Source organism: Ectorhizobium quercum (genome assembly GCF_026552795.1).
GTDB classification, from domain to species: domain Bacteria; phylum Pseudomonadota; class Alphaproteobacteria; order Rhizobiales; family Rhizobiaceae; genus Ectorhizobium; species Ectorhizobium quercum.
On record NZ_JANFPI010000004.1, the window covers coordinates 313,518 to 338,584 of the forward strand.

General features: G+C 67.6%; 23 protein-coding genes. 13 read left to right on the forward strand and 10 right to left on the reverse strand.

Annotated features, from left to right (window positions below):
* Positions 1-41: 41 nt before the first annotated feature.
* From NOF55_RS13845 to pcaQ, 7 genes are all read right to left on the reverse strand, one after another.
* Positions 42-1,685: a dipeptide ABC transporter ATP-binding protein gene (locus tag NOF55_RS13845; RefSeq protein ID WP_306411974.1), complete on the reverse strand. Its 1,644-nt coding sequence runs from the start codon at positions 1,683-1,685 to the stop codon at positions 42-44.
* Entirely contained in the window at positions 1,682-2,599 is a 918-nt protein-coding gene (locus NOF55_RS13850; RefSeq protein WP_306411975.1) for an ABC transporter permease, read from the reverse strand. The genes NOF55_RS13845 and NOF55_RS13850 overlap by 4 nt, the downstream gene beginning before the upstream one ends.
* A gap of 11 nt (positions 2,600-2,610) precedes the next feature.
* Positions 2,611-3,561, reverse strand: coding sequence for an ABC transporter permease (locus NOF55_RS13855; RefSeq protein WP_306411976.1), 951 nt, complete (start codon positions 3,559-3,561; stop codon positions 2,611-2,613).
* A 19-nt stretch (positions 3,562-3,580) separates the two neighbouring features.
* On the reverse strand, positions 3,581-5,251 hold the full coding sequence (locus tag NOF55_RS13860; protein WP_306411977.1) for an ABC transporter substrate-binding protein: 1,671 nt from the start codon (positions 5,249-5,251) through the stop codon (positions 3,581-3,583).
* Positions 5,252-5,270: 19 nt separating this feature from the next.
* Positions 5,271-6,455: an acyl-CoA dehydrogenase family protein gene (locus tag NOF55_RS13865; RefSeq protein ID WP_306411978.1), complete on the reverse strand. Its 1,185-nt coding sequence runs from the start codon at positions 6,453-6,455 to the stop codon at positions 5,271-5,273.
* Between the two features lie 103 nt (positions 6,456-6,558).
* Positions 6,559-7,662, reverse strand: coding sequence for an LLM class flavin-dependent oxidoreductase (locus NOF55_RS13870; protein WP_306411979.1), 1,104 nt, complete (start codon positions 7,660-7,662; stop codon positions 6,559-6,561).
* Positions 7,663-7,843: 181 nt separating this feature from the next.
* Entirely contained in the window at positions 7,844-8,794 is a 951-nt protein-coding gene (gene pcaQ / locus NOF55_RS13875) for a pca operon transcription factor PcaQ (RefSeq protein ID WP_306411980.1), read from the reverse strand.
* An 85-nt stretch (positions 8,795-8,879) separates the two neighbouring features.
* On the opposite strand from pcaQ, the gene pcaD reads away from it, so the two are divergent.
* From pcaD to NOF55_RS13940, 13 genes are all read left to right on the forward strand, one after another.
* A complete protein-coding gene (gene pcaD / locus NOF55_RS13880; RefSeq protein ID WP_306411981.1) occupies positions 8,880-9,683 on the forward strand; it encodes a 3-oxoadipate enol-lactonase in 804 nt (267 codons plus the stop codon).
* Positions 9,680-10,081: a 4-carboxymuconolactone decarboxylase gene (gene pcaC, locus NOF55_RS13885; protein ID WP_306411982.1), complete on the forward strand. Its 402-nt coding sequence runs from the start codon at positions 9,680-9,682 to the stop codon at positions 10,079-10,081. The genes pcaD and pcaC overlap by 4 nt, the downstream gene beginning before the upstream one ends.
* 100 nt (positions 10,082-10,181) lie before the next feature.
* On the forward strand, positions 10,182-10,922 hold the full coding sequence (pcaH, locus tag NOF55_RS13890; protein ID WP_306411983.1) for a protocatechuate 3,4-dioxygenase subunit beta: 741 nt from the start codon (positions 10,182-10,184) through the stop codon (positions 10,920-10,922).
* 1 nt (position 10,923) lies between these two features.
* On the forward strand, positions 10,924-11,544 hold the full coding sequence (gene pcaG, locus NOF55_RS13895; RefSeq protein ID WP_306411984.1) for a protocatechuate 3,4-dioxygenase subunit alpha: 621 nt from the start codon (positions 10,924-10,926) through the stop codon (positions 11,542-11,544).
* Positions 11,545-11,553: 9 nt separating this feature from the next.
* Complete coding sequence (locus NOF55_RS13900; RefSeq protein ID WP_306411985.1) at positions 11,554-12,615, forward strand: 3-carboxy-cis,cis-muconate cycloisomerase; 1,062 nt, start codon at positions 11,554-11,556, stop codon at positions 12,613-12,615.
* 106 nt (positions 12,616-12,721) lie between these two features.
* On the forward strand, positions 12,722-14,623 hold the full coding sequence (locus tag NOF55_RS13905; RefSeq protein ID WP_306412219.1) for a bifunctional sugar phosphate isomerase/epimerase/4-hydroxyphenylpyruvate dioxygenase family protein: 1,902 nt from the start codon (positions 12,722-12,724) through the stop codon (positions 14,621-14,623).
* Positions 14,624-14,742: 119 nt separating this feature from the next.
* Positions 14,743-15,597, forward strand: coding sequence for a shikimate dehydrogenase family protein (locus tag NOF55_RS13910; protein ID WP_306411986.1), 855 nt, complete (start codon positions 14,743-14,745; stop codon positions 15,595-15,597).
* Positions 15,598-15,760: 163 nt separating this feature from the next.
* On the forward strand, positions 15,761-16,660 hold the full coding sequence (locus NOF55_RS13915) for an NAD-dependent epimerase/dehydratase family protein (RefSeq protein WP_306411987.1): 900 nt from the start codon (positions 15,761-15,763) through the stop codon (positions 16,658-16,660).
* A 295-nt stretch (positions 16,661-16,955) separates the two neighbouring features.
* Positions 16,956-18,086, forward strand: a complete 1,131-nt coding sequence (locus NOF55_RS13920; RefSeq protein WP_370868981.1) for an ABC transporter substrate-binding protein — start codon at positions 16,956-16,958, stop codon at positions 18,084-18,086.
* Between the two features lie 100 nt (positions 18,087-18,186).
* Positions 18,187-19,065 (forward strand): branched-chain amino acid ABC transporter permease, encoded by an 879-nt coding sequence (locus NOF55_RS13925; protein ID WP_306411988.1) that lies wholly within the window; start codon positions 18,187-18,189, stop codon positions 19,063-19,065.
* Complete coding sequence (locus NOF55_RS13930) at positions 19,062-20,036, forward strand: branched-chain amino acid ABC transporter permease (RefSeq protein ID WP_306411989.1); 975 nt, start codon at positions 19,062-19,064, stop codon at positions 20,034-20,036. The genes NOF55_RS13925 and NOF55_RS13930 overlap by 4 nt, the downstream gene beginning before the upstream one ends.
* Positions 20,033-20,800 carry an ABC transporter ATP-binding protein gene (locus NOF55_RS13935; protein WP_306411990.1) on the forward strand — a complete coding sequence of 256 codons (768 nt, stop codon included), beginning with the start codon at positions 20,033-20,035 and terminating at the stop codon, positions 20,798-20,800. Before NOF55_RS13930 ends, NOF55_RS13935 begins: the two co-directional genes overlap by 4 nt.
* Position 20,801: 1 nt before the next feature.
* Complete coding sequence (locus NOF55_RS13940; RefSeq protein ID WP_306411991.1) at positions 20,802-21,524, forward strand: ABC transporter ATP-binding protein; 723 nt, start codon at positions 20,802-20,804, stop codon at positions 21,522-21,524.
* 242 nt (positions 21,525-21,766) lie between these two features.
* On the opposite strand, the gene NOF55_RS13945 is transcribed toward NOF55_RS13940, so the two are convergent.
* The 3 genes from NOF55_RS13945 to NOF55_RS13955 are packed head-to-tail and all read right to left on the reverse strand — an operon-like array spanning position 21,767 to position 25,000.
* A complete protein-coding gene (locus tag NOF55_RS13945) occupies positions 21,767-22,522 on the reverse strand; it encodes an SDR family NAD(P)-dependent oxidoreductase (RefSeq protein ID WP_306411992.1) in 756 nt (251 codons plus the stop codon).
* Positions 22,515-23,294, reverse strand: a complete 780-nt coding sequence (locus NOF55_RS13950; RefSeq protein ID WP_306411993.1) for an SDR family NAD(P)-dependent oxidoreductase — start codon at positions 23,292-23,294, stop codon at positions 22,515-22,517. The genes NOF55_RS13945 and NOF55_RS13950 overlap by 8 nt, the downstream gene beginning before the upstream one ends.
* Complete coding sequence (locus NOF55_RS13955; protein WP_306411994.1) at positions 23,291-25,000, reverse strand: FAD-dependent oxidoreductase; 1,710 nt, start codon at positions 24,998-25,000, stop codon at positions 23,291-23,293. The genes NOF55_RS13950 and NOF55_RS13955 overlap by 4 nt, the downstream gene beginning before the upstream one ends.
* Positions 25,001-25,067: the final 67 nt, after the last annotated feature.

Sequence of the window (25,067 nt, forward strand, 5' to 3'; positions counted from 1 at the left end):
GCCGGTTCGAATTGGTGATGGTGCGGGACGCGGGCCCTGCCTCATGCCCGTCTTCCGGGAATGGCGTCGAGCAGCTCCCTCGTATAATCCGCCTTCGGAGAACCGAAGACTTCGCCCGCCGGCCCCGCCTCCACGACCCGTCCCCGCCGCAGCACGACGATGCGGTCGGCAATGGCCGAGACCACGGACAGGTCGTGCGAGACGAACACGTAGGTGACGCCGAGATCGCGCTGCAATTCGCCGAGCAGATCGAGGATCTGCGCCTGAATGGATACGTCGAGCGCCGAGACCGGCTCGTCGAGGAACAGAAGCTCCGGGCCGAGCGCCAGCGCGCGGGCAATCGCCACGCGCTGGCGCTGGCCGCCGGAAAGCTCGCGCGGCAGGCGGTTCAGCGCCAGCCGGGGCAGATGCACCCGGTCGACGAGATGGCGGGCGCGAGCCTCCAGTTCCTGCGCGGAATGGCGGCCGAAGGACTGGAGCGGCTCGACGATGCTTTCGTAGACGGTGTAGCGCGGGTCGAGCGCGGCGAACGGGTTCTGCTGCACGAGTTGGATGCGCTGGCGCAACGGCCGGAACGCGTTCCAGCCCAGTTTCGAGATGTCCTTCCCTTCGAAGATCACCCGGCCGGACGTGGCGCTTTCGAGACCGAGCGCGATGCGCAGCGAGGTGGTCTTGCCCGAGCCGGATTCGCCGACGATGGCGAGCGTCCGCCCGGCCTCGACGCCGAAGCTCACATCGTCGAGCGCCTGGAACGACCGCTTGACGCTGCGTCCGAACCACGCGCTTTCGCCCGGCAGGTCGAAGGTCTTGCTGACGCCTTCGAAGCGGAAGATTTCCCGGCCGTCATTGGCCGCGACCGGGCGGCGGCGGTCGAACAGCGGCTTGCCGAGCGCCGGCGCGGCGGCGATCAGCGCGCGGGTATAGGGTTGCGCCGGCGCGCGCAGGATGGCGTCGGGGTGCCCCTGCTCCACGATCCGCCCGGCCTGCATCACCAGGACGCGGTCGGCCCGGTCGGCGGCGACGCCGAGATCGTGGGTGATGATCAGCATGGAAATGCCGCGATCCTTCACCAGCCGTTCCAGATGGTCGAGAATGCGGCGCTGCACGGTGGCGTCGAGCGCGCTGGTCGGCTCGTCGGCGATGATCAGTTCCGGCTCGCCGGCAAGCGCGATGGCAATCAGCACACGCTGGCGCATGCCCCCGGAAAGCTCGTGCGGATATTGCCGGGCGCGCAGCTCCGGCCGGTCGATGCCGACCTGCTCGAGCAGCGCCACCACGTCGGCGTCGAGGCTGCGGCCGCGGTGGCCCCGCACCCGCTCGATGGCCTCGCCGATCTGGCGGCCGATCCGCATCGTCGGGTTGAGGCTCACCATCGGGTCCTGCGGTACGAGGCCGACGACGCGGCCGCGCAGCGCGCGCCACACCCCTTCTCGCGCGCGGGTCACGTCCTCGCCGGCGACGGTGATCGTGCCGCCGCCGATGGTGGCGTTGTCCGGCAGAAGGCCCGACAGCGCATTGGCGATCGTCGACTTGCCCGAGCCGGATTCGCCGACGATGGCGACGACCTCGCCGGGGGCGATGGCGAGGTTCGCCTGCCTGACGGCCTCGACGATCTGGTCGCCGGAGCGGTAGGCGATGTCGAGATTCGTCAGATCGACGATCCTGGCCTGGGTTTCACCGGTCATCGCCAGATCTCCTCGAGCGTGCGCGAAATGTGGTTGAGGGAGAAGACCGCCAGCGCCACGAACAGGCCCGGCACCAGCGACAGCCACGGGGCGGTCATCAGGAACTTGCGGCCGTTGGCGATCAGCGTGCCCCATTCGGCCAGCGGCGGCGCGGCGCCGAAGCCGAGGAAGCTGAGGCCCGAGGCGACGAGGATCGCCACGCCGAAATCGAGCGTGGCGAGCACCAGCACCGCGCCCGAGGCATTCGGCAGGATGTGGTTCTTCAGCACCGCGAACCAGCCGGCGCCGCCCAGCCGGGCGGCTTCCACGTAAGGAAGCGTCTTCACCCGGAGAACCTCCGCCCGCATGGTGCGCGCGAAGCCCGGCAGGATGCCGAATCCGACGGCGATCGCCACCGGAATGGTGCCGAAGCCGATGGCGGTGACGATGGAAAGCGCCAGCAGCAGGCTGGGCAGCGCGAGCAGGACGTCGATCAGGCGCATGATGACGCTGTCGGTCCGCCCGCCGAAGAAGCCGGCGAACAGCCCCAGCGCCGAGCCGCCGAAGAAGGCGATGGCCACCGCCAGAACGGCGGCCTGCACGGAGAGCGAGGCGCCGTAGATGACGCGCGTGTAGAGGTCGCGGCCGAGTTCGTCTGTTCCGAAGAAATGGACGAGGCTCGGGCTTTTGAGCTTTTGCAGCGGCGCGGTGGCGTAGGGATCGAACTGCGTGAGCCATGCGGGAGCGATGGCGGCGACCAGGACGAAGAGGATGAAGGCAAGCGCCAGCAGGAAGCCGGGGCGGTTGCGCGAAAGCCGCGCCACCTCCCGCCAGCGGCGCAGCCGGGCGGAGCGGATCGTCACGTCGTCGTCCCTGTCCGGCCGGGCATGGACGATGCCGAGGGGCGCGGGGCCCGTATAGTCCTGAGCGGTCATGGCAGTCTCCTTCAGGTGACTTTGGCCGTGCGGGTGATGCGCGGGTCGAGGAGCGGGTAAAGCAGGTCGACGGCGAGGTTGACGATGACGAAGGCGACCGCCGAGATCGACACGACGGCCAGCACCACCGGCATGTCCTGCCGCAGCACCGCCTCCTGCACCAGCCGGCCGACGCCGACGCGGGTGAACACGGTTTCGACCAGCACCGCACCGGACACCGTGTTGCCGACCTGAAGGCCGACCAGCGTCAGGATCGGCAGGCTGGCGTTGCGCAGCACGTGCCGCCACTGGATCTGGCCGCGCGCGAGCCCCTTGGCGCGCGCCGTCGTCACATAGGGCTCGATCCAGATGTCGTCGAAGCCCTTGAGCAGCACCTGCGCGTAGATCGCGGCGCTCGGGATAGCGAGCGTCACCGCCGGCAGGATGAGCGATTCGAAGCCCTCGTTGCCCATCGAGGGGAACCAGCCGAGGCTGAAGGCGAAGATCTGGATGAAGAGCAGGCCCGTCCAGAACACCGGCACGGACAGTCCCAGCGCCGGCAGGCGCCGCAGCACGGTGCGCAGCGGCTTCCAGCGCAGCCACGCCGCCAGATAGGCGAAGCCGAAGCCACCGAGCACCGACAGCAGGACGGCGAGGCCCGAAAGCCGCAGGGTTTGCGGCAGCCTTTCCGCCAGAAGCTCCGCCACCGGCCGGCCGTTGCTCAGCGACGTTCCGAAATCCCCGGTGACGATCTTTCCGAGAAGGTCGAAATATTGCTCGAAAACGCCGCGGTCGAGGCCGTAATACTGCCGGGCCTGCGCGAGCTGTTCCGGGCTCAGCGTGTCCGCATCGACGCCCGAGGCGGTGAGCATGATCGCCAGCGTGTCGCTGGGAAGGAGGTAGAGGATCGCATAGGTGATCGTATAGGCGCCCCACAGGACGAGCACCGCCTGGGCGATCCGGCCGAGGATATAGCGTGTCATGGTTTCACCGTTTCCCCTGTCAGGCGTCGGCCGCCAGCCAGATGTCGCTGAGCAGCGCGAAGCCTTCGGACGTCCACTGGAAGCCCCGGACGCCCGGCTGGGCGGCAGCCTGCCACAGGCGCTCGTAGATCGGGAAGGCGACGTTGTCGTCGATCAGCAGGTCCTGAAGCGCGCCGTAAGCCTCGGCGCGGCCTTCGCGCGAGGTGTTGCGCAGGCCCTCGTCGAACAGCGCCTGCGCCTTGGCGAGCGTTTCCGGCGGATAGGCATTGACTGAAAGCGCCGAGTTGGCGGTGTAGCGCGGATCGAGGATCGTCTGGAGCACCACCGGATCGGCGCGGGTCATGTAGCTGGAATGCAGGTCGTAGCGGGCGGCCGAGACGAAGGCCTGGTATTCGCCGGCCACCAGAACCTCCAGCTTCAGCTCGATGCCGACCTGGCGCAACTGGTCCTGGATCAGCACGTCGCCGGCGGTTTCCGCGCCCTGAAGCGGGCGGACGAGCGTCAGCCGCTTGCCGTCCTTGTAGCGCCAGCCGCCGTCGCCCGGCGTCCAGCCGGCCTCGTCCAGCAGCTTTGCCGCGCCTTCGGGATCGTAGCCGAGCTTGTCGGCCTGCGACTTGAAGAACGGGGTCGTGACGTCGTAGGGGCCCTGCACGGTCGGAAAATCGGCGCTGAAGATGCCCTTGGCATAGCTTTCGCGGTCGATGGACTTCTGGAAAGCGGCGCGCACCTTCGGATCGCTCAGGATACGGCCTTCGGCGGTGTTCGGGTAGAGGTTCAGCGCGGGGCCGGGCAGCGAGCGTTCGAGAATCTGGGCGCCGTTCGCCTTGAACAGGTCGAGATCGACTTCCGCGAAGGGATCGCGCGGCCACAGAAGATCGATCTGGCCCTGGATGAACTGGCCGTTGCGCACGCTCTCCTCGGTGATGTAGCGCACGTCGACGGCTTCGAGCCAGGCCTTGCCGCGGTTTTTCACGGCGGCGGAGGGCCAGGCATAGTCCTCGCGCCGTTTCAGCCGGATGCCGACTTCGGGCGTGTAGGATTCGAGCGTGAACGGGCCGGTGCCGACCAGCGCGCCGAGCGAGCGCTCCTGCGGCGTGCGCTTGTAGGATTCCGGCGCGAGGATCGAGAGGTTGGTGGTGGAGGTGGCCTGGAGGAAGCCGGCATTCGGCTGGGCGAGATGGATGCGGATCGTGTGCGGATCGACCACTTCCGAGCGGTCGTAGCCGGCCAGATAGGTGCGGCCGAAGGTGGCCGGAACGGCCTGCGCGAACTCCTTGTTGGAATCGAGCGCGATGCGCACGGCCTCGGCGTCGAACGGCTCGCCGTTCGAGAAGGTCACGTCGTCGCGCAGCGTGAAGGTGTAGGCCAGCCCGTCGTCGCTGATCTGCCATCCCGTCGCCAGCCACGGAATGATCTCGCCGGTCTCCGGGTCCTGATCGGTCAGCGATTCGACGACATTGCGCAGCACGACGCGATGTTCCAGCCAGTAGACCTGGAACGGATCGAGGCTGACGAGCGTGGTGTTGTCGCGGAGGAAGGCGATGCGCAGCGTGCCGCCCGTCTTCGGGGTGTCGTCGGCGGCCCGGGCGGGCGAGGAAAGCGGCAGGCCCGCCGCGCCGGCAGCGGCGAGCGCGCTGGCCGACAGCAGAAGACGGCGACGGGTGAGGAATGGCGAGGAGAAGGACGTCATGTTCGTGATCCCGTTGTTGTCAGGCGGTCCTGAGGATGGAGGCGGGCGCCGGCGCCGGCGGGGACTGGCTTTCCGCCTGCGTGCGCCATCGTTCGAAGGCTGAACGGCCGAGAAGGGAGACGGCGGTGTCTTCCTGCGGCGCGTGGACGAGCACGGCCTGTATGTCGCGGAAATGCCGTTCCAGAGCGTTATCGGCATTGAGGCCCGGATTGCCGAGGCCGCGCACCGCGATCTGCACGGCATCGCGCAATTGCCGCCCGGCCAGAAGCCGGGCCCGGATCAGCCGCTCGGGGTCGCCCGTGCCGGCTTCGAGCGCGTCGAAGATGATCTGCCGCGCGCCGGAGACGAGCAGGTCGATTTCCCCGGAAAGCGTCACGAAACGCTCGGTGCGGGCGACGGGGTGGCCGAGATTGCCCGGCACCCGTTCATGGGCGAACCGGCTGAAGGCGTCCTGCGCGGCTTCCGCCACGCCGAGATAGATCGCCACCAGCACCAGCGAGGTGCCGGCATGGGCGCGGTTGTCCTGTCCGGCCTGCGCGGCGTCCACCAGTTCCAGAACGTTTTCGTCGGGGATTTCGACATCCGTGTATTCGACGTCGTGCGAGCCGGTGGCGCGCATGCCGAGGCTGTTCCAGTTCTCGATCACCCGGATGCCGGGCAGGCTGGCGGGCACGACGAAGGTGCCGACCTTCGGCTCGGCATCGTCCGTGCGCGCCCAGACGAGGAAATGGGTGAGGCCGTGGGCGCCGGTGACGAAGCGCTTGCGGCCGGAAATCGACCAGCCTGCGGCGGTGCGGCGTGCCAGCGTGTCGGGCAGGCCGCCGCGGGCGGGTGAGCCGAGGTCCGGCTCGACGCGGGCCGCGTTGAGCAGCAGCGGCTTGTGTCTGGCTTCCGCCAGCAGCCGCCGGTAGAGGCCGTCGGGCCAGCGGCCCGTCGTCGCCTGGCCGAGATGGGTCAGGATCGTCATGGCGCTGATCAGCGCCACGGACGGATCGCCGCGGCCCAGCGCGGCGAGGATATAGCCAGCATCGGCAAGCGTCGCCCCCCGTCCGCCGTAGCGGGTGCCGACGGTGCTTTCCAGAAGCCCGCTTTCATGCACGGCGCGGATGCCCGTCCACGGGAAAGCGCCGGTGCGGTCCGCTTCGGGGGCCGCTTCCGACAGGACCCGCACGGTTGCCGCCAGTGCGGCTGCGTCATGGAACATGGTGGTGAAGCCTTCTGATGGAGAGCGACGGAGGCCGCATGGCGGCGATGCTTGCCGCCGACCGTGCGGCCCGGCGCGAGAGTGTGCCGGGCCGGATGCGGAATTACGCCGCGGCCTTCTTCTTCGCCTCTTCCCGCTCGCGGAGGCCTTCGCGCACCAGCGGCAGGATGTAGCGGCCGTAATCGACCGCATCGTTGAAGTTGTCGTAGCCGCGGATCGAGATCAGGTCGGCGCCGAGGTCGATGTAGTCGAGAATGGAATCGGCGATGGTGCGCGGCGAGCCGACCAGCGCGGTGGACGCGCCGCCGGCATTGGTGGCGGTGACGGTCGGATACCACAGGGCACGATCCTGCACGTCGCCGCGCGCGGCGATTTCCAGCAGGCGCTGCGAGCCGACATTGGCCGGCGGCGGCGCGGAGGCCGGCGTCCTGCCGAGACCCTTTTCACGGTTCGATTTCAGCGCCTCCAGAACCTTTTCGGCCTTGGCCCAGGCCAGTTCGTCGGTTTCGGCGACGATGGGGCGGAACGTGACCCAGATGCGCGGACGGTCGGTGCGCCCGGCCCTGGCCGCTTCCGCGTAGATGCGGTCGATCTGCTGCTTCGTTTCTGCGAGCGGCTCGCCCCACAGGCCGAAGATATCGCACAGTGATCCGCCGATCCGGTAGGCCGCATCCGAGGAGCCGCCGAGTGAGATCGGAATGAGGCCGTTGGTGGGGCGCACGGCGCTGCGGAAATTCTTGAACTGATAGTATTTCCCGTCGAAGTCGAAGGGCTCGGTCGAGGTCCAGGCAAGCCGCAGGATGCGGATATATTCCTCCTGCCGCTCGTAGCGCTGCTCCTTGTTGAGGAAATCGCCCTCGCGGGCCTGCTCCTCGTCGCTGCCGCCGGCGATGAAGTGGACGACCACGCGCCCGCCGCTCAGCTGGTCGAGTGTCGCCAGCGATTTCGCCGCGACGGTCGGATAAACGGTGTTGGGCCGCAGGGCGACGATGATCTTGATGTTGCGCGTATGGGCGAGGATCGTCGCGCCGAGGGTGAAGGGATCGAAGGAGGACGAGGAATAGGGGATCAACGTGTAGTTGAAGCCGTAATCGTCGAGTGCCCGCGCATAACGCTCCAGAAACTGCGGGTCCACCGGGGCATTCGGGATCGGGTGGAGCTCATTCGAGGCGTTTGGAAACGTTACGCTGATGAATTCTGCGGTCATCGGAGTGTCTCTCCCTTTCGGTTGCCGAACCATGTCCCGACTATGGCGGGTGGGCTGCGGCGGAGAAAGACAGTTCATTCTTTTTCTATTGGTTTTGTAGAAAAATTGCCTTCCCGACCGGCGCCGTCGCAGAATGACGGGCGGCGCAGACGGGAGCGCGACGCGCCTCGGGTTCTGGCCCTTACGCGCCGCGGTCGTCCGGGACCGGGGACAGGTCGGCCGCAGCCGCCCGGATGGCCTGCATCAGAAGGGCCAGCGGCATGGACGGCAGCGTGTCGGCCCGCATCGTCAGCCCCACCGGGCCGCGCGTGTCGGCGGTTTCCAGCGGCAGCACGGCCAGCGCGCCGTCCCTGATGTCGCCGGCGACGACGCCTTCTGAAATGATCCAGATCGCGTCGCTCGCCGACAGGAAGGCGCGGCCGAAGGCATCGGAAACGGTTTCGATCTGGTTCGGCAGGGCGGGTACGCCGTGGGTGATCAGGAACTGCTCGACGATCGGCCGGATCACGGAATTGCGCGTCGGCATCAGCACGGGATAGTCCCCCAGGCGGTCGAAGACATTGGCGCCGGCGGCGAGAAGCGGATGGCCGGTGCGGACGGTGAACAGCACCCGCTCCGAATAGAGATGCTCGAAGGAAAGGCCGGTCATCTTCTCCGGCGCGGCGAGACGCCCGACCACGAGATCGAGATCGCCCACGCGCAACTGTTCCAGAAGAACGGCGTTCTCGCCGGTGACGATCTTGACCGGGCTGGCGGTCCCCTCCCCGAGGAACCGCGACATGGCTTTCGGCATGATGCGCACGGACACCGTCGGCAGCGCGCCGACGCGCACCGGCGGGCCCGAGCGGGCCATGTCCGGCGAGACGGAATCGACCGCCTGCCTGAGCGCCGTCAGCGTCGCGCCCGCGTGGCGCAGGAACACGTCGCCCTGGCTGTTCGTGCGGATGCCGCGCCCTTCCCGCTCGAACAGCACGACGCCCAGGATATCCTCCAGTTCCCGGATCGTCTTCGTCACGGCGGGCTGGCTGACATGCAGGATCCGCGCCGCCTTGTTGACGCTCCTCTGGCGGGCCACCTCGACGAAACTTTGCAGGTGGCGGAACTTGATGCGCGGATCGATCGGAAGAACCATAACTCTACGGTTATCGATTAACGAGAAAAACTCATTTTACTTAACCGGATTGCCATTGCAATATGACTATCGGAGGAACACGACGATGAATTTTCTAAAGGTCGGCGATACGGCGATCTATTATCGCGCCATCGGCCCGCTCGACGGCCGGCCGGTGATCGCCTTCGTCAATTCGCTCGGCACGGATTTCCGCATCTGGGATGCGGTGATCGCCGAACTGGGCGACGCCTATGCCTATGTGCTGCACGACAAGCGTGGCCACGGCCTTTCCGACGTCGGCCAGCCGCCCTGTTCCATCGAGGCCCATGCCGGCGACCTCGCCGCCCTGCTCGACCATCTCGGGGTGAAGAGCGCCGTCATCTGGGGGCTGTCGGTCGGCGGGCTGATCGCGCAGGGGCTTTACGCTGCGCGCCCCGATCTCGTTCGCGGCCTCGTTCTTTCCAACACCGCCCACAGGATCGGCACGCCCGAAATGTGGAATGCCCGCATCGACGCGATTCTGAAGGATGGGCTTGGCGGCATGATCGACCCGGTCATGGAACGCTGGTTCACGCCCGCCTTCCGCCAGCCGGACAATGCGCTCTATGCCGGGTGCCGCAACATGCTGGCCCGCCAGCCGGCCGAAGGCTATTGCGGCACCTGCGCGGCGATCCGCGATGCCGATTTCACCGCCGCCGCCGCGCGCATCGCCGTGCCCGTCCTGTGTGTCGGCGGCGACCTAGATGGTTCCACCCCGCCGGAGGTGGTGAAGTCCCTCGCCGCGCTCGTTCCCGGCAGCCGCTATGTCGAGATCGCCGGCAGCGGCCACATTCCCTGCGTCGAACAGCCGGTTGCCTACGCCGCCGCCGTGGCAGCCTTTCTGAAAACCTTGCCGGAGCTTGACCGATGACCGATAATGCCGCGCCCTCCGAACGCTATGCGAAAGGCATGGCCACGCGCCGCTCCGTTCTGGGCGATGCCCATGTGGACCGGGCGAGCGCCGGGGCGACGCCCTTCGACCAGCCATTCCAGACGCTGATCACCGAATCCGCCTGGGGAACCGTCTGGTCGGGAACGCACTGGACGAAACGCGAGCGCTCGATGGTGACGATCGCGCTTCTGGCCGCGCTCGGCCATGACGACGAGGTGGCGATGCACGTGCGCGCCACCGTGAACACCGGCGCGACGGAGGAGGATATCCGCGAGGCGCTGATGCATGTCGCGGTCTATGCCGGCGTGCCGGCCGCCAACCATGCGTTCAGGATCGCAAAGCTGGCGCTGGCCGAACGCCGCGCCGGCGGCGCGTGATCTTCAGGTCGAGGATCGTGCGCGATTTATAGGAGTGTTCCAGCGTCCGTTGCGCCCGTGAGGAGGCGTGGCGCCGGAATGCCGAGCAGGAGGAGACGAAATGAGCAACAACCCGCCCGAAACCGGGCCGTTTTTCGCGCGCGACCGTGACATGCATCCGCCGGCCTATACGCCGTGGTACAAGACGACCGTGCTGCGCTCGCCGCAGCGGGCGCTGATCTCGCTGGAGGGTACGAAGAGCGAGATCACCGGCCCGGTCTTCGGCCACGGCCTGCTGAACCCGCTCGACAACGACCTGATCCTCAACTACGCCCGCCCCGGCGAGATGCCCATCGGCCCGCGCATTCTGGTGCATGGCCGCGTGCTCGACGAGCGCGGCCGCGGCGTCGCCGGCGCGCTGGTCGAGTTCTGGCAGGCCAATGCCGGCGGGCGCTACCGCCACAAGAAGGAAACCTATCTCGCGGCGGTCGATCCGAATTTCGGCGGCGTCGGCCGCGCCATCACCGACGAGAGCGGCTACTACTGGTTCAAGACCATCCAGCCCGGCCCCTATCCCTGGCCGAACGGCGTCAACGACTGGCGCCCGGCGCACATCCATTTCTCGATCTTCGGCCACGGCTTCCAGCAGCGCCTCATCACCCAGATGTATTTCGAGGGCGATCCGCTGATCTGGCGTTGTCCCATCGTCAAGACCATTCCCGACGAGGAGGCGATCCGACGGCTCGTCGCGCCGCTCGACATGAACGCCACCGTTCCGATGGACATGCGCGCCTACAAGTTCGATATCGTTCTGCGCGGCCGCCGTTCCACCTTCTTCGAGAACCGTCCGGAGGGCAACTGACATGGTTCAACCGCTTGGCTATCTCAAGGAAAGCGCCTCGCAGACCGCCGGCCCCTACGTTCACATCGGCTGCACGCCGAATTTCGTCGGCATCCACGGCGTGTTCGAGACGGATCTCGGCTCCGGCGCGCTCTACAACGACCAGACGCGCGGTCATCGCATCACCATTCGTGGCACCGTCTACGACGGCGGCGGCAATGCGCTGAAGGACGCGCTGATCGAGATCTGGCAGGCCGACGACGCCGGCTTCTACAACAGCCCGGCCGAGACGCGGGGTGCCGCCGATCCGAACTTCCTCGGCTGGGGCCGCTCGCCCGGCGACATGGATACCGGCGAATTCGTGTTCGAGACGATCAAGCCGGGCCGCGTTCCCTTCAGGGACGGCCGCTGGATGGCGCCGCACGTCACCTTCTGGATCGTGGCGCGCGGCATCAACATCGGCCTCCACACCCGCATGTATTTTCCCGAGGAGGATGCCGCCAATGCCGAGGACCCGGTTCTGGCCCGCATCGAGCACAGGAACCGCATTCCGACGCTGATCGCGCAGAAGGAAGGCGACAGCACCTACCGCTTCGACATTCGCCTTCAGGGCGAAGGCGAAACCGTGTTCTTCGATATCTGACGGAGCCCCATGAGCCTTTCCCCCTTCGAGCATCCGTTCCTGTCCGGCCTGTTCGGCGACGCCGAGGTCGCCCCGCTCTTTTCGGCGGAGGCCGATATCGCCGCCATGTTGCGGTTCGAGACCGCGCTGGCCGAAGCGCAGGCCGAATGCGGCATCCTGAGCGAAGTAGAGGCAGGGGCCGTCGCTGACGGCCTTGCCCGTTTCGTGCCGGACATGGCGGCGCTCGGCGGCGGCGTGGGGAGGGATGGCGTCGTCGTGCCCGAACTCGTCCGGCAGTTGCGCCGGGCGGTCGGCGGCGCGGCGGCGGAGAAGGTTCACTTCGGCGCGACGAGCCAGGACGTGATCGACACCAGCCTGGTGCTGCGCCTCGCCGCGGCGGCGGAGATCGTCGAAACGCGGCTGGCGGACTGCATCGACGCACTGGCCGCGCTGGCGGAGCGCGACGGACACCTGTCGCTGACCGGCTACACGCGCATGCAGGCGGCCATTCCGATCACCGCCGCCGACCGTGTCGCGGCCTGGCGTGCGCCGCTGGAGCGCAGCCGGCAGCGCCTGGCGGCGTTCCGGCGCGACGGCTTCGCCGTCCAGTTCGGCGGTGCGGCGGGCACGCTGGAAAAACTCGCCGGCAGGGGCGCGCAGGTCCGCGCCGCGCTGGCCGCCCGGCTCGGCCTTGCCGACCGGCCGCAATGGCAGAGCCAGCGCGACACGCTTGCCGAATTCGCCGGCCTGCTGTCGCTCGTGAGCGGAAGCCTCGGCAAGTTTGGCCAGGATGTGGCGCTGCTTGCCGAACTCGGCGGCGAAATCCGCCTGTCGGGCGGCGGCGGCTCGTCGGCCATGCCGCACAAGCAGAACCCGGTTTCGGCAGAGCTGCTGGTCACGTTGGCGCGCTTCAACGCGGCGCAGCTTTCGGCCATGCACCAGTCGCTGGTGCATGAGCAGGAGCGGTCCGGCGCGGCCTGGGCGCTGGAATGGCTCGTCCTGCCGCAGATGACGGTGGCGACGGGCGTCTCGCTGTCGGCGGCGCGCCGCCTGACCGGGCAGATCGAACGTTTGGGAAAGGACGCCGGCTGACGGACGCAAAGAAGGCGTTCCGCGGCCCTGCAATCGACCGATCCATAGATGAACCCGGCAGGAGGGCAACATGGCCAGCGACGACAAGGGCAGACAGGGCGCGACGATGCGCACCTCCATCGCGACCGTCTCGATCAGCGGCGAGTTTCCCGAAAAGCTGGCGGCCATCGCCCGGGCGGGTTTCACCGGCGTCGAGATTTTCGAGAACGATTTCCTGACCTATGACGCCTCGCCGCGCGAGGTGGCGGCAATGGCGCGCGACCACGGGCTGGAGATCACCCTGTTCCAGCCCTTCCGCGATTTCGAGGGCATGCCGGAGCCTCACCGCGCCCGCGCCTTCGAGCGGGCGGAGCGCAAGTTCGACATCATGGGCGAGCTTGGCACCGACCTGATGCTGATCTGCTCGAACGTGTCGCCCATATCGCTCGGCGGCATCGACCGCGCCGCCGACGATTTTCGCGAACTTGGCGAACGGGCGGCGAAGCGCGGCGTGCGCGTCGGATACGAGGCGCTGGCCTGGGGCCGCCACGTCAACGACCACCGCGATGCCTGGGAAATCGTCCGGCGTGCCGATCATGCCGCCGTCGGGCTCATTCTCGACAGTTTCCACACCCTGTCGCGCAAGATCGATCCCGACACGATCCGCTCCATTCCCGGCGACCGGATCTTCATCGTCCAGCTTGCCGATGCGCCGCTCATCGACATGGACCTGCTCTACTGGAGCCGCCATTTCCGCAACATGCCGGGCGAAGGCGACCTGCCGGTGGTCGATTTCATGCGCGCCGTCGCGGCGACCGGCTATGCGGGGCCGCTGTCGCTTGAAATCTTCAACGACCAGTTCCGCGGCGGCTCCGCCCGGGCGCTGGCCGAAGACGGGCACCGGTCGCTGGTGTATGTCATGGACCAGGTGGCGCGGCTGGAGCCGGACATCCGCATCGCGGTTCCTCCCATGCCGGACCGCATCCATGCCGAAGGCATCGAGTTCGTCGAATTCGCCGCCGGCACGGAGGAGAAGGTCAATCTCGAGGCGCTTCTGGCAACGCTCGGTTTCGAGAAGACCGCCCGGCACCGCAACCGCGACGTCGATCTTTATACCCAGGGCGGCATCCGCATCGCCATCAACACCGACAGTTCCGGCGACAGCTTCGCGGGCGCCTCCTATTCCGTCCACGGCACGAACGCCTATGCCTTCGGAATGCGGGTGGAGAATGCCGAGGCCGCCCGCGAGCGCGCCGCCGCCCTCGGCGCCCCGGTCTTTTCCGAGCCGCGCCAGCCGGGCGAGATTTCCGTGCCCGCCATCCAGGGCGTCGGCAACGGCGTGATCTATTTCCTCGACGATGCACCGGCGCTTTCCGCCATATGGCAGAGCGAGTTCGAGCCGGTCGTGCCGGCCGCCCCGCGCGGCAATGCCGGCCTGACGCGCATCGACCATCTGGCCCAGACCACCCGCTACGACGAGATGCTGACCTGGCTGCTGTTCTATACCTCGATCTTCGCGACGCGGCGCACGCCGATGGTCGATGTCGTCGATCCCGGCGGGCTGGTGCGCAGCCAGGCGATCGAAAGCCTGCCGGACCAGCGCTTCCGGCTGACCATGAACGGCGCCGACAGTCGCAAGACCTTCGCCGGAAAGTTCCTTGCCGAAGGCTTCGGCACGAGCATCCAGCACATCGCCTTCGCCACCGACGACATTTTTTTCACCGCGCGGGCGCTGACCGCGCTCGGCTTCCAGGCCCTGCCGATCTCGCGGAACTACTATGACGACCTGGAGGCCCGGTTCGGGCTGGAGCCGGCGTTTTCCGACAGGCTCAGGGCGGCGGGCATTCTCTACGACCGCGACGACAACGGCGAGTATTTCCAGATCTACAGCCGCACCTTCGGCGAGGGCTTTTTCTTCGAGGTCGTCGAGCGGCGCGGCGCCTATGGCGGATACGGCGCCATGAACGCCCCTTTCCGGATCGCCGCGCAGCGCCGGCTGCTGCGCCCGGAGGGAATGCCGAAGCGGTGAGCGGCCGGGACGGAACCGATCCCGGCCCGATGTCGCGCCTGCCACGGGCCGGATATGGGCCGCCAGCCGGCAGGCCGCGGATGGCGGAAGCCTTGAGTGTTCGCAACGGAGCGTGCCGCATGACCGAAACCATTCGCCTTGGCCTGATCGGCGACAATATCGGCAAGTCGCTTTCGCCGCGCCTGCACGGGCTGGCGGCGGCCCAGAACGGCCACGAGGTCGTTTACGACCGGCTGATGCCCGCCGAGCGCGGCACGGATTTCGACACGCTTTTCGATGCGGTCGCAGCGTCGGGCTATCGCGGCGTCAACGTGACCTATCCCTACAAGGAGCGGGCCGCCGCGCGGGTGAGGATCGACGATCCGCTGGTGCGCGCCATCGGCGCCGTCAACACCGTGCTGTTCGAGGAAAGCGGCGCTCGCGGCTTCAACACCGATTATTCGGGCTTCATCGCCGCTTACCGGCGCGTGCGCGGCAAGGCCCGGCCCGGCCAGGTGCTGCTGATCGGCGCCGGCGGGGTGGGCAGGGCGATCGCCTTCGCCCTCGTCGCCCTCGGCCTGTCCGACATCCGCATCGCCGATCGCGACCGGCAGCGCGCCGAAGCGCTGGCCGATGCGCTTCAGGCCGTGCGCCCCGGACTTGCCGCGCAGACCGGCGACGATGCGGCCGCCCTCGCAGCCGGTGCCGCCGGTTTCGTCAACGGCACGCCGGTCGGCATGGTGGGCCATGACGGCACGCCGCTCGCCCGCGCCGCCATGCGCGGTGGCGAATGGGCGTTCGATGCGGTCTACACCCCCGTCGAAACGCAGTTCCTCAAAGACGCCGCTGCCGAGGGCATGCAGGTGATTTCCGGTTACGAGCTTTTCGTCGGCCAGGGCGTCGATGCGTGGCGCCTTTTCACCGGCCTGCCGGTCGATGAGGACCGGTTGCGGGCCGCGCTGGGCGACGCCTCGCAATCGGAGCGGCAAAAATAAAAATGGAATTGAAGTTTATTATTGAATGTCATTCCATTTATTGCGATGATCGGTGCCGGGAGAGATCGGCCATTTCGGGAGGAGTGTCCATGCGAAAGACGCAGGCAGGTGAGGAATCCGGACGTATCGTCCTTCAGGCGGCAACGCCGGGAGGGCCGCGTCCATGAGCCGGATTCTCGTGACCGGCGGCACCGGCTTCGTCGGGCTGCGCACGGTCGAGGCCCTGCACGGGGCCGGCCACGATATTCGCATCCTCGACCTTGCGCCGAGACCGGAGCGCCTGCCGCGCGGCATCGCCGCCGAGATCGTGACCGGTGACATCACGGATGCGGCCACCGTCGCCGCGGCGGCGCGCGATTGCGGCGGCATCGTCCACCTCGCCGGGCTGATGACGCTGGATTGCGCCCGCGCTCCGGTTCTCGGCGCGCGGGTCAACCTGATCGGCAGTCTCAACGTCTTCGAGGCCGCGAAGGCGCGACGCCTTCCCGTCGCTTATCTGAGCAGCGCCGGCGTCTTCGGGCCGCAGGATGCGCGCCATCCGCAGCCGACGACGATCTACGGCGCCACCAAGCTGGCGGTCGAAGGCGCTGCCCGCGCCTTCCTTGTCGATCACGGCGTGCCGAGCCTCGGCCTGCGGCCCTATGTCGTCTACGGCCCCGGCATCAGCGCCGGCATCGCCGCCGGCCCGTCGATCGCCATCGCCGCGTCCGTGCGGCGGGAGCCGGCGGTGATCCGTTTTTCCGGCCGGGTCGGCTTCGTCCATGTGGACGATGTGGCCCGCATGCTGGCCGCGGCCATGACCGCGCCGCTCGACGGCGCGACGGTGCTGACCATGTCCGGCGAAACCGCCGGCCTGGAAGCGTTCGTTTCCGAACTCGGCCGCCAGACCGGCTGGACGGACATCGCCATCGAGGGACCGCCGCTGCGCATACCCGCCGACCTTCAGTCCGATCCGGTGCCGTCGTTTCTCGGCGCGCAGCCGGTCACGGGCATCGAGGCCGGAATCCGCCAGTCTCTCGCCGTTCTGAAAACCGCCGCCGGGCAGGAGAAGTCCAATGTTTAGCCCCCATCGTCCATTTTCCGGTCGCGGGCGTCGTGGTCTTGTCGGGATGCGAGAACGGCAGAGACGTCCGGACGGGACCGGCACGATGCTGCGCCGGGCCCCCGGCGGGTACTCGTCAACCTGCTCCGGCGCACGCTATGGTGCGGCCGGTCGCCCATCTGGGAGGGTGGAGAAGACCGACTGACAGAAAATCGCTGCCGGGGAGGAGGAGCCTGCCGCCGGCCAGCGTTCCGAATGCCGGTCCCGTGTCGGATGCCGGCCGGATAGTGCACAGATGATCACTCACGGGAGGAACATGATGATCAGGAAACTGCTTTCCGCAACCGCGATGGTGCTGGCGCTGGGTGCCGCACCCGCGCTCGCCGACCTCAAGGTCGGCTCCATCGTCGAGCTGTCCGGCCCGGGTGCCGCTGCCGGCACCAATTTCCGCGACGGCGTGAAGATGGGCTTCGAGGAGATCAATGCCCAGGGCGGCATTCTCAACGAGCAGGTCAGGATAACCGAATACGACAGCCAGACCGATCCGCAGGTCTCGCGCGCTATGGTGCAGAAGGCCATAGACGACGGCGTCTACGCCATCATGGGCACGGTGTTCTCCTCCTCGACGGTGGTGAACATGCTCGTCGCCCGGCAATACGGCATTCCGCAGTTCACCGGCTCGGAAGCGCCCTCGATCACCGACAAGGGCAACCCCTACATCTTCCGCACCGCGTTCGGCTCGCAGAAGGGCGTGCCGAAGATGGCGAAATACATGGTCGAGCAGATGGGCGTGAAGAAGGTCGGCGTCGCCTGGGCCAACACCGAATTCGGCAAGGGCGGCCATCAGGCCTTCCTCGAGGAGATGGAGAAGGCCGGCATTCCGGTCGTGGTCGACGTGCCGGCCGAACAGGCGCAGGCCGATTTCTCGGCCGACATCCTCCGGCTCAAGAATTCCGACGCGGACGCGATCTTCGTCTACCTGACCGAGGAGGAAAGCGCCCGTTTCCTGCGCGAGGCGCGCAAGCAGGGCATCGACAAGCCGCTGGTCGGTGAAACCACGCTGATCGGCCACAAGGTCATCGAACTGGCGGGAGACGCCGCCAACGGGGCGATGGGCCATGTCGGCCTGACCCCGGACGCCAACATCCCGGCCATGACCGAAATGGTCGAGCGCTTCAAGACAAAGTTCCGCTACACGCCGGACCATAACGCCATCAAGGGCTACACGGCCGCCTGGACGCTGAAATACGTGACCGAACTGGTGGGCAGCGCAGACGGCAAGGCGGTTGCCGAAAAGCTGCACGGCCTGACGCTGAAGGCATCCGAATATCCCGGCGTGCTGATGGACGTGAGCTGGGACGAAACCGGCGAAATGTCCCGCGAGAGCTTCTTCGTGAAGGTCGAGGACGGCAAGCAGGTGGTGGAAGCCATCCTGCCGCCGAACTGATCGCCCTCATCTCTGGTCCCGCCGCCGGCGGCGCGAGGCGCCGGCGGCCCCCCTTCGCCAATATTCGCAAGCCGACCAACAGCCCTTGAGGACGATAACAATGGCCGAGCTTCTCCAGATTCTCGTTTCCGGCCTCGCCGCCGGTTCCATCTATGCGCTCGCCGCCGTCGGCTTCACGCTGCTGTGGCAGGCGTCGCAAACCATCAATTTCGCCCAGGGCGAGTTCGTCATGCTGCCGGCCTTCTTCGTGCTGGTCGGCCTGACCGTCCTGGGCCTGCCCCTGTGGACTGCCGTCATCTTCGCGCTGGTCCTGTCGCTTCTCATCCTCGGCGTCGCCTTCAAGCGGCTGATCGTCGAGCCAATGCTGCCGCACGGCACGCTGCCGCTCGTCATCGCCACCATCGCGCTCGGCCTGCTGATGAAGGAAAGTGTCAAGGAGTTCTACGGCGCGACCGCCCAGCCCTTTCCCGCCGTCTTCCCGCAGACGGTCTATCATGTCGCCGGCGCCAGCATCTCGGTGCAGGATATCGGCAATCTGGTCGTCTCGATGATCGCCATCGGCAGCCTGCAACTCTTTCTCAGCCGCACCCGCACGGGCCGCTGCATGCAGGCGAGCGCCCAGAACCCGGCGGTTGCCGAAATCCTCGGCGTCAACGTCAGGCGGATGGTGCTCTACACCTTCCTGATCAACGCCGCGCTCGCCACCATCGCCTCGGTGCTGATCTCGCCGATCTACCTCGCCAAGTTCTCGAACGGCGAAACGCTCGGCCTCGTCGCCTTCATCGCGGCCATCGTCGGCGGTTTCAACCAGATCCGCGGCGCCCTCGTCGGCGGCCTGCTGATCGGGGTGATCGACAACCTGTCGGCGGTCTACGTCTCGGCCCAGTACCGCTCGGCCGTGCCGCTGATCCTGCTCATCGCCATCATCCTGCTGCGCCCGCAGGGCCTGCTCGGCACCCCGGAAGGGAGAACCGTATGACCCGTTTTCAACCCATTCTCCTCATCATCGCCATCGCGGCGCTGATCGCCGCGCCCATCGGCCAGGGCAACTACATCATCTACACGCTCTGCTCGTGGCTCTTGTTCTCGATTGCCGCGATGGGGCTGAACCTGACGCTCGGCTATGCCGGCCAGGTGAGCCTCGCGCAGGCCGGCTTCATGGGCATCGGCGCCTATATCACCGCGCTGATGACGCTTTCCGGCATCCACTGGAGCCTCGCCGCCTTCATCTCGATCATTTCGAGCTTCGCCGTCGGCCTGCTGCTCGGCTATCCGGCGCTCAGGGTGCAGCATCATTTCCTCGCCTTCGTGACGCTCGCCTTCAACACGCTGCTGTTCCTGGTGCTGCGCAACGAGGAGAGCATCACCGGCGGCTCCTTCGGCCTCGTCGGCATGGAGCGCCCGTCCTTCTTCGGCATCACGACCGACAGCAACCTCGCCTTCTACTATTTCTCGCTCGTCTGCTTCCTGCTGGCCGCCGGCGTGCTGTGGTGGATCCTGCGCTCGCCGTGGGGCCGCGCCTTCAAGGCGCTGCGCGAAAACCCGGTGCGGGCCGAAAGCCTCGGCCTGAAGGTGCGCCGCCAGACGCTGCTGGCCTTCGCCATCGGCTCGGCCTTCGGCGGCTTCGCCGGCGCGTTGCAGACGCCGCTGGTGCAGTTCATCGAGCCGTCCAGCTTTGCGCTCATCCATTCGCTGAAGGTCCTGCTCATGGTCGTCGTCGGCGGCTCGGGCTTCTTCTTCGGCCCGATGCTGGGGGCGGCCGTCGTCATCCTCCTGCCGGAAGTGCTGCGCTTTACGGAAGGCTACTACCTCATCATCTACTCGTTCCTCGTCATCGTGCTGATGGTCTATTCGCCGAACGGCCTGATCGGCCTCGGGCTGAAGCTCGTCGAGAAGTTCAAGCCGCGGCACGAGGCCCGCAGCGATCTCAAGCAGGGTGTCCAGCTATGAACATGCACGCTTCCAACACCGGCGGACCCATCCTGTCCGTCCGCAACATGTCCAAGCAGTTCGGCGGCATCCGCGCCGTCAACGGCGTCAGCTTCGATGTCCAGCGCGGCGAGATCCTCGGGCTGATCGGCCCGAACGGCTCCGGCAAGTCGACGCTGTTCAACTGCATCCTCGGCCAGCTTCGCCCGACCGAGGGCCATTGCGAGATCGACGGCCGGACGACCGACGGCGTGCGCCCGGCGGATCTTTCGCTGATGGGTGTCGGCCGCACCTTCCAGCAGCTTTCGGTCTTCCCGAAGATGAGCGTGCTCGACAACGTCATCCTCGCCGGCCAGGAGCACGAGGGCTCGATGCTGTCGCGCCTGTTCGGCAAGCCGGACGCCGGCCTGACGCAGAAGGCGGAGCAGCTCATCGAGTTCTTCCGCCTCACCCCCTATCGCGACACCCCGGCCGGCTCTCTGTCCTACGGCCAGCAGAAGCTGGTGGATGCGGCGATGGCCTTCATGGCCGGCCCCGGCATCGTGCTGCTCGACGAGCCGGCGGGCGGGGTGAACCTCACCATGCTCGGCCATCTGAAGGAGCGGCTCGTCACCTACAACCGCGAGCACGGCACGACCTTCGTGGTCATAGAGCACAACATGGAATTCGTCATGTCGCTCTGCACCCGCATCATCGTGCTGGCGCAGGGCGAGGTCATCGCCGAGGGAACGCCGGACGAGATCCGGTCGAACCAGATGGTCATCGACGCATATCTGGGAGGCTGACATGCTGGAGCTGAAGAAAGTCACCGGCGGCTATGGCCGCATCACCATCCTCAACGGCACGTCCTTCACCATTCCGAAGGCGTCGATCACCACGGTCATCGGCCCCAACGGCGCCGGCAAGTCCACCGTCTTCAAGGCGATCTTCGGCCTTCTCAACATCCATTCGGGCGAGATCCTGCTGGACGGCGAAAACGTGACCCGCAAGACGCCAGCGGAGATGATCGCCCGCGGCGTGACCTACGTGCCACAGGGCCGCAACGTCGTGCCGCAGCTTTCGGTGTTCCACAATCTGGAACTTGGCGGCATCACGGCGAAGGACCAGGCAAGGGTGCGGCAGCGGATGGAAGAGGTCATGGACCAGTTCCCCATGCTGCGCCAGCGCAAGGACCAGAAGGCCATCGAGCTTTCCGGCGGCCAGCAGAAGCAGCTGGAGATCGCCCGCGCCCTGCTGCTCGATCCGAAGCTGATGCTGATCGACGAGCCCTCCATCGGCCTTTCGCCCAATCTGGTGCAGGAGGTGTTCCAGACGCTCATCCGGCTGCGAGACCAGGGCGTGACCATCCTGATGGTCGAGCAGAACGCCAAGGCAGCGCTCGCCATGTCGGATTACGGGCTGGTGCTCGAACTCGGCCAGACCCGCATGTTCGACGAGGCGGGCAAGCTTCTCAAGGACCCGCGCGTCGGCCAGCTCTTCCTCGGCGGCCATATCGAAGATGCCGCCTGACTTCTTCCCCGGGCGGACATGCGAAAGGCCCGGCGGGTGTAACCGCCGGGCCGTTCCGGCTTGCTGACATGCCCTCCTCCTCTGCTTTCCGTCATCCTCGGGCTTGACCCGAGGATCCATTCCCCCAGATGCGGCGTGGATGGTCGGGTCAAGCCCGACCATGACGGAGGAGAGGCTGGCGGGGGCCGTGAAAAACCCGGCGTTACGCCGGGCCTTCCACGAACCGGAATCCTTTGCTCCTCTCACCCCGCAGACGCATCGCCGAAGTCGCCGAAGGCGGTCCAGCCGCCGTCGACGGGGAGCACCGCGCCGGTGATGGCCGAGGCGGCGGGCGAGGCGAGGAAGGCGACGGCGGCGGCCACCTCCTCCGCCCGGATCAGCCGGCCGATCGGCGTGCGGCGGCGCAGCGCCGAAAGGTCGATGCGCCCGGCATCGGCGAGCGTCCTGACGAGCGCGGTTTCGACGAAGGCGGGCGCGACGGCATTGACCCGGATTCCGCTGCCGGCCCATTCGCAGGACATGGCCCGCGTCATGGCGACGATGCCCGCCTTGGCCGCGCCATAGGCGTTGCGCTTCGGCAGGCCGGTGAGACCAGCGATGGAGGAGAGGTTGACGATGGCCCCGCCGCCGCGCGCCGCCATGCCCTTCGCCACCTCGCGCGACATCAGGAAGGTGCCGGAAAGATGCACGTCGAGCACCCTGCGGAAATCCTCGATGCCCTGTTCCAGCGTCGGCAGGTGGCTGTCGCCGATGCCGGCATTGTTGACCAGAACGTCGAAGGGCCGCGCCGCGGCAGCGGCCGTCGCCCGCGCCTCGTCGGTGACGTCGCAGGCGATGCCGCGATGCCCTTCGCCCAGTTCCGCCGCCCGCGCGGCGGCCTTTTCGCCGTCGAGATCGGCGATGGTCACGCTGAAGCCGGCCTTGGCCAGCGCCCGCGCGATGGCGAGGCCGATCCCGTCGGCCCCGCCCGTCACGATGGCGTTTCCGGGTTCATGCATAGCCGGGCCTCGGCACCAGCCCCATCAGCGTCTGCGACAGGCCGCCATCGACGACGATGTCCTGCCCGGACACGTAAGCCGCGCGCGGCGAGGCGAGGAACAGCGCCACGTCGGCCATGTCCTGCGGCCCCGCGATCCGGCCCAGCGGCACCATCGCCTCGCGCCGCGCCCTCACCTCGGCGTCCCGGTAGAACGGTTCGGACAGCGGCGTGCGCACGAGGCCGGGGCTGACCGTGTTCGAGCGGATGCCTTTCGGCCCCCATTCGCAGGCAAGCTGCCGCGACAGCATCAAAATCGCCGCCTTGGAGGCCGAATAGGCGCCGCTGGCCGGTTGCGGCTGGCTGCCGGCGATGCTGGCGACGTGGACGAGCGCGCCCTGCCCGCGCGCGATCATGCCCTTGCCGAAGGCCTGCGCGGCGGCGAGATAGCCGGTGAGGTTCACGGCGAGCATGGCCGACCAGTCGGCCTGCGACACGCTTTCCAGCGGGCCGGGCCGCAGGATTCCGGCATTGTTGACAAGAATGTCGGCGCCGCCCGCCGCCTCGACCCTTTCCGCCGCCGCGGCGATCTCGCCGGCTTTCGAAAGATCGCAGGCGAGCGCGAACGCGCCGTTGCCGATCTCTGCGGCGAGTGGCGCCGTGCGCGCCTCGTCGCGGTCGATGAGCACGACGCGCGCCCCCTCGCCGGCGAAGGCGCGGGCGAGCGCCTGCCCGATGCCGCCGCCGGCGCCGGTGACGACGATTGTCTTTCCGTCCAGCCCGAGCCAGCTCATGCGGCCACCTCCCCGTTGGCGGCGCCGGGCGCGATGCCGGCCAGATGACGCCCGGCGATCCAGCCGAAGGTCATGGCCGGGCCGAGCGTGATGCCGGCGCCCGGATAGTTACCGCCCATGATCGAGGCGCGGTCGTTGCCGACCGCATAGAGGCCGGCAATGACATGGCCCTGCCGGTCGAGCACTTCGCCCGGAACGGTGGTTTTCAGCCCGTCGAACGTGCCGAGGTCGCCCATTTCCAGCTTCACCGCGTAGAACGGCCCCTGTTCCACCGGCGCGACGCAGGGGTTCGGCCTGTTGTCGGGATCGGCGAGATAGCGGTTGAAAGCGGTTTCGCCGCGGTGGAACTGCTCGTCGCGCCCCTGCCGCGCGCCGCGATTGAAACCGGCCACCGTCGCTTCCAGCCCGGCGGTGTCGATGCCGCAGGCGCGGGCGAGGTCGGCCAGAGTGCGGCCCGTCTTCAGATAGCCGGAGCGAAGCCAGGGGGTGAGCGGCATCGGCGCAGGCTTGGCATGGCCGAGCCCGTATTTGCGGATCGCCCGGTGATCGCAGATCAGCCAGGCAGAGGCCTCTCCAGCCGCGATCATCGCCGCGCCGACATCGTGATAGCTCTCGCTTTCGTTGGTGAAGCGCCGGCCGTTCGACAGCACGGCGATCATGCCCGGCTTGTAGCGGTCGAGGAGATGCGGAAAGAGCCCCTTGCCCGGCACGCGGCTGACCGGCATCCACGCGGCGGCCTGCGGGAACTCGGCGTCGAAGGCCCCGCCCGCCTCCTCGCCCAGGCGGATGCCGTCGCCGCTGTTGCCCTCCGGCACCGGCGAGAAATGCGCCGCCCCGGCCTTCAGATGGACATAGACCCCGGCCCGGCGGGCGAGATCCTGCGCATAGCCGCCGCAGGCGAGCACCACGGCGCGCCGCGCCATGATCGTTCCCGCCTCCCTGCCGCCGATCTTCGCGCCGGTCACGCGGCCGCCGTCCTTCGTCAGGTGCAGGGCGGGCGCTTCCGTCAGGATCGGGATGCCGAGGTCGAAGCAGGATTTCACCAGCCGCGCGGCGAGCGCGTTGCCGCTCGTCACCTGCACGCCGCGGCCGTAGCGCACCACTTCGCCGGCATGCGCGGCAAGCCGTTTCACGACATAGGCGAAGGAGGCGGTCGACTTGGTGACGTTGAAGAAGTGCTTTATGTCGGCGTTCGATGAATTGAACATCATCCCCATGAAGGTGATGGTGGAAAGCGGCGGGCGCAGCCGCTTCAGGTTCGCGCCCAGCGAACGGGTGTCGAAGGGCGCGGCCAGCACCGAGCGCCCCACCTCCGCGCCGCCTTCCACCGCCGGGTGGTAGTCGGGGTAGAGCGTCGGGACGAACTTCACATCCGTTTCCGCCTCGAACCAGTCGAGCATTTTCGGGCCGGCGTCGAGAAAGGCGTCGACCGCCTCTTCCTGAAACCAGTTACCGGTTTCGGCCTTCAGGTAGCGCCGCGCCGCCTCGCGCGTGTCGGCGGGATTGTTCGCCCTGCCGTGGCGATTGCCGGGGATCCACAGGACCCCGCCGGAAAAGGCGGTGGTGCCGCCGAAGACCGGCTCCTTCTCGACGACGATCACGGAAAGGCCGTACTTCTTCGCCGTGATGGCGGTGGCGAGCCCGCCCGCGCCCGATCCGATCACCAGCACGTCGCAGACGCGCCCGTCCTCCTTGAGCCGCTCCATCGGTTCCTCCCTGTCGTGGCATGGACCCTTGCTAACCCGCCCCCTTCTGCGGACCAATGGACGCACC

Excerpts from the sequence above, each read along its gene's own strand:
- NOF55_RS13845 (WP_306411974.1), bottom strand. The coding sequence starts at position 1,685 with ATGACCGGTGAAACCCAGGCCAGGATCGTCGATCTGACGAATCTCGAC.
- NOF55_RS13850 (WP_306411975.1), bottom strand. The coding sequence starts at position 2,599 with ATGACCGCTCAGGACTATACGGGCCCCGCGCCCCTCGGCATCGTCCAT.
- NOF55_RS13855 (WP_306411976.1), bottom strand. The coding sequence starts at position 3,561 with ATGACACGCTATATCCTCGGCCGGATCGCCCAGGCGGTGCTCGTCCTG.
- NOF55_RS13860 (WP_306411977.1), bottom strand. The coding sequence starts at position 5,251 with ATGACGTCCTTCTCCTCGCCATTCCTCACCCGTCGCCGTCTTCTGCTG.
- NOF55_RS13865 (WP_306411978.1), bottom strand. The coding sequence starts at position 6,455 with ATGTTCCATGACGCAGCCGCACTGGCGGCAACCGTGCGGGTCCTGTCG.
- NOF55_RS13870 (WP_306411979.1), bottom strand. The coding sequence starts at position 7,662 with ATGACCGCAGAATTCATCAGCGTAACGTTTCCAAACGCCTCGAATGAG.
- pcaQ (WP_306411980.1), bottom strand. The coding sequence starts at position 8,794 with ATGGTTCTTCCGATCGATCCGCGCATCAAGTTCCGCCACCTGCAAAGT.
- pcaD (WP_306411981.1), top strand. The coding sequence starts at position 8,880 with ATGAATTTTCTAAAGGTCGGCGATACGGCGATCTATTATCGCGCCATC.
- pcaC (WP_306411982.1), top strand. The coding sequence starts at position 9,680 with ATGACCGATAATGCCGCGCCCTCCGAACGCTATGCGAAAGGCATGGCC.
- pcaH (WP_306411983.1), top strand. The coding sequence starts at position 10,182 with ATGAGCAACAACCCGCCCGAAACCGGGCCGTTTTTCGCGCGCGACCGT.
- pcaG (WP_306411984.1), top strand. The coding sequence starts at position 10,924 with ATGGTTCAACCGCTTGGCTATCTCAAGGAAAGCGCCTCGCAGACCGCC.
- NOF55_RS13900 (WP_306411985.1), top strand. The coding sequence starts at position 11,554 with ATGAGCCTTTCCCCCTTCGAGCATCCGTTCCTGTCCGGCCTGTTCGGC.
- NOF55_RS13905 (WP_306412219.1), top strand. The coding sequence starts at position 12,722 with ATGCGCACCTCCATCGCGACCGTCTCGATCAGCGGCGAGTTTCCCGAA.
- NOF55_RS13910 (WP_306411986.1), top strand. The coding sequence starts at position 14,743 with ATGACCGAAACCATTCGCCTTGGCCTGATCGGCGACAATATCGGCAAG.
- NOF55_RS13915 (WP_306411987.1), top strand. The coding sequence starts at position 15,761 with ATGAGCCGGATTCTCGTGACCGGCGGCACCGGCTTCGTCGGGCTGCGC.
- NOF55_RS13920 (WP_370868981.1), top strand. The coding sequence starts at position 16,956 with ATGATGATCAGGAAACTGCTTTCCGCAACCGCGATGGTGCTGGCGCTG.
- NOF55_RS13925 (WP_306411988.1), top strand. The coding sequence starts at position 18,187 with ATGGCCGAGCTTCTCCAGATTCTCGTTTCCGGCCTCGCCGCCGGTTCC.
- NOF55_RS13930 (WP_306411989.1), top strand. The coding sequence starts at position 19,062 with ATGACCCGTTTTCAACCCATTCTCCTCATCATCGCCATCGCGGCGCTG.
- NOF55_RS13935 (WP_306411990.1), top strand. The coding sequence starts at position 20,033 with ATGAACATGCACGCTTCCAACACCGGCGGACCCATCCTGTCCGTCCGC.
- NOF55_RS13940 (WP_306411991.1), top strand. The coding sequence starts at position 20,802 with ATGCTGGAGCTGAAGAAAGTCACCGGCGGCTATGGCCGCATCACCATC.
- NOF55_RS13945 (WP_306411992.1), bottom strand. The coding sequence starts at position 22,522 with ATGCATGAACCCGGAAACGCCATCGTGACGGGCGGGGCCGACGGGATC.
- NOF55_RS13950 (WP_306411993.1), bottom strand. The coding sequence starts at position 23,294 with ATGAGCTGGCTCGGGCTGGACGGAAAGACAATCGTCGTCACCGGCGCC.
- NOF55_RS13955 (WP_306411994.1), bottom strand. The coding sequence starts at position 25,000 with ATGGAGCGGCTCAAGGAGGACGGGCGCGTCTGCGACGTGCTGGTGATC.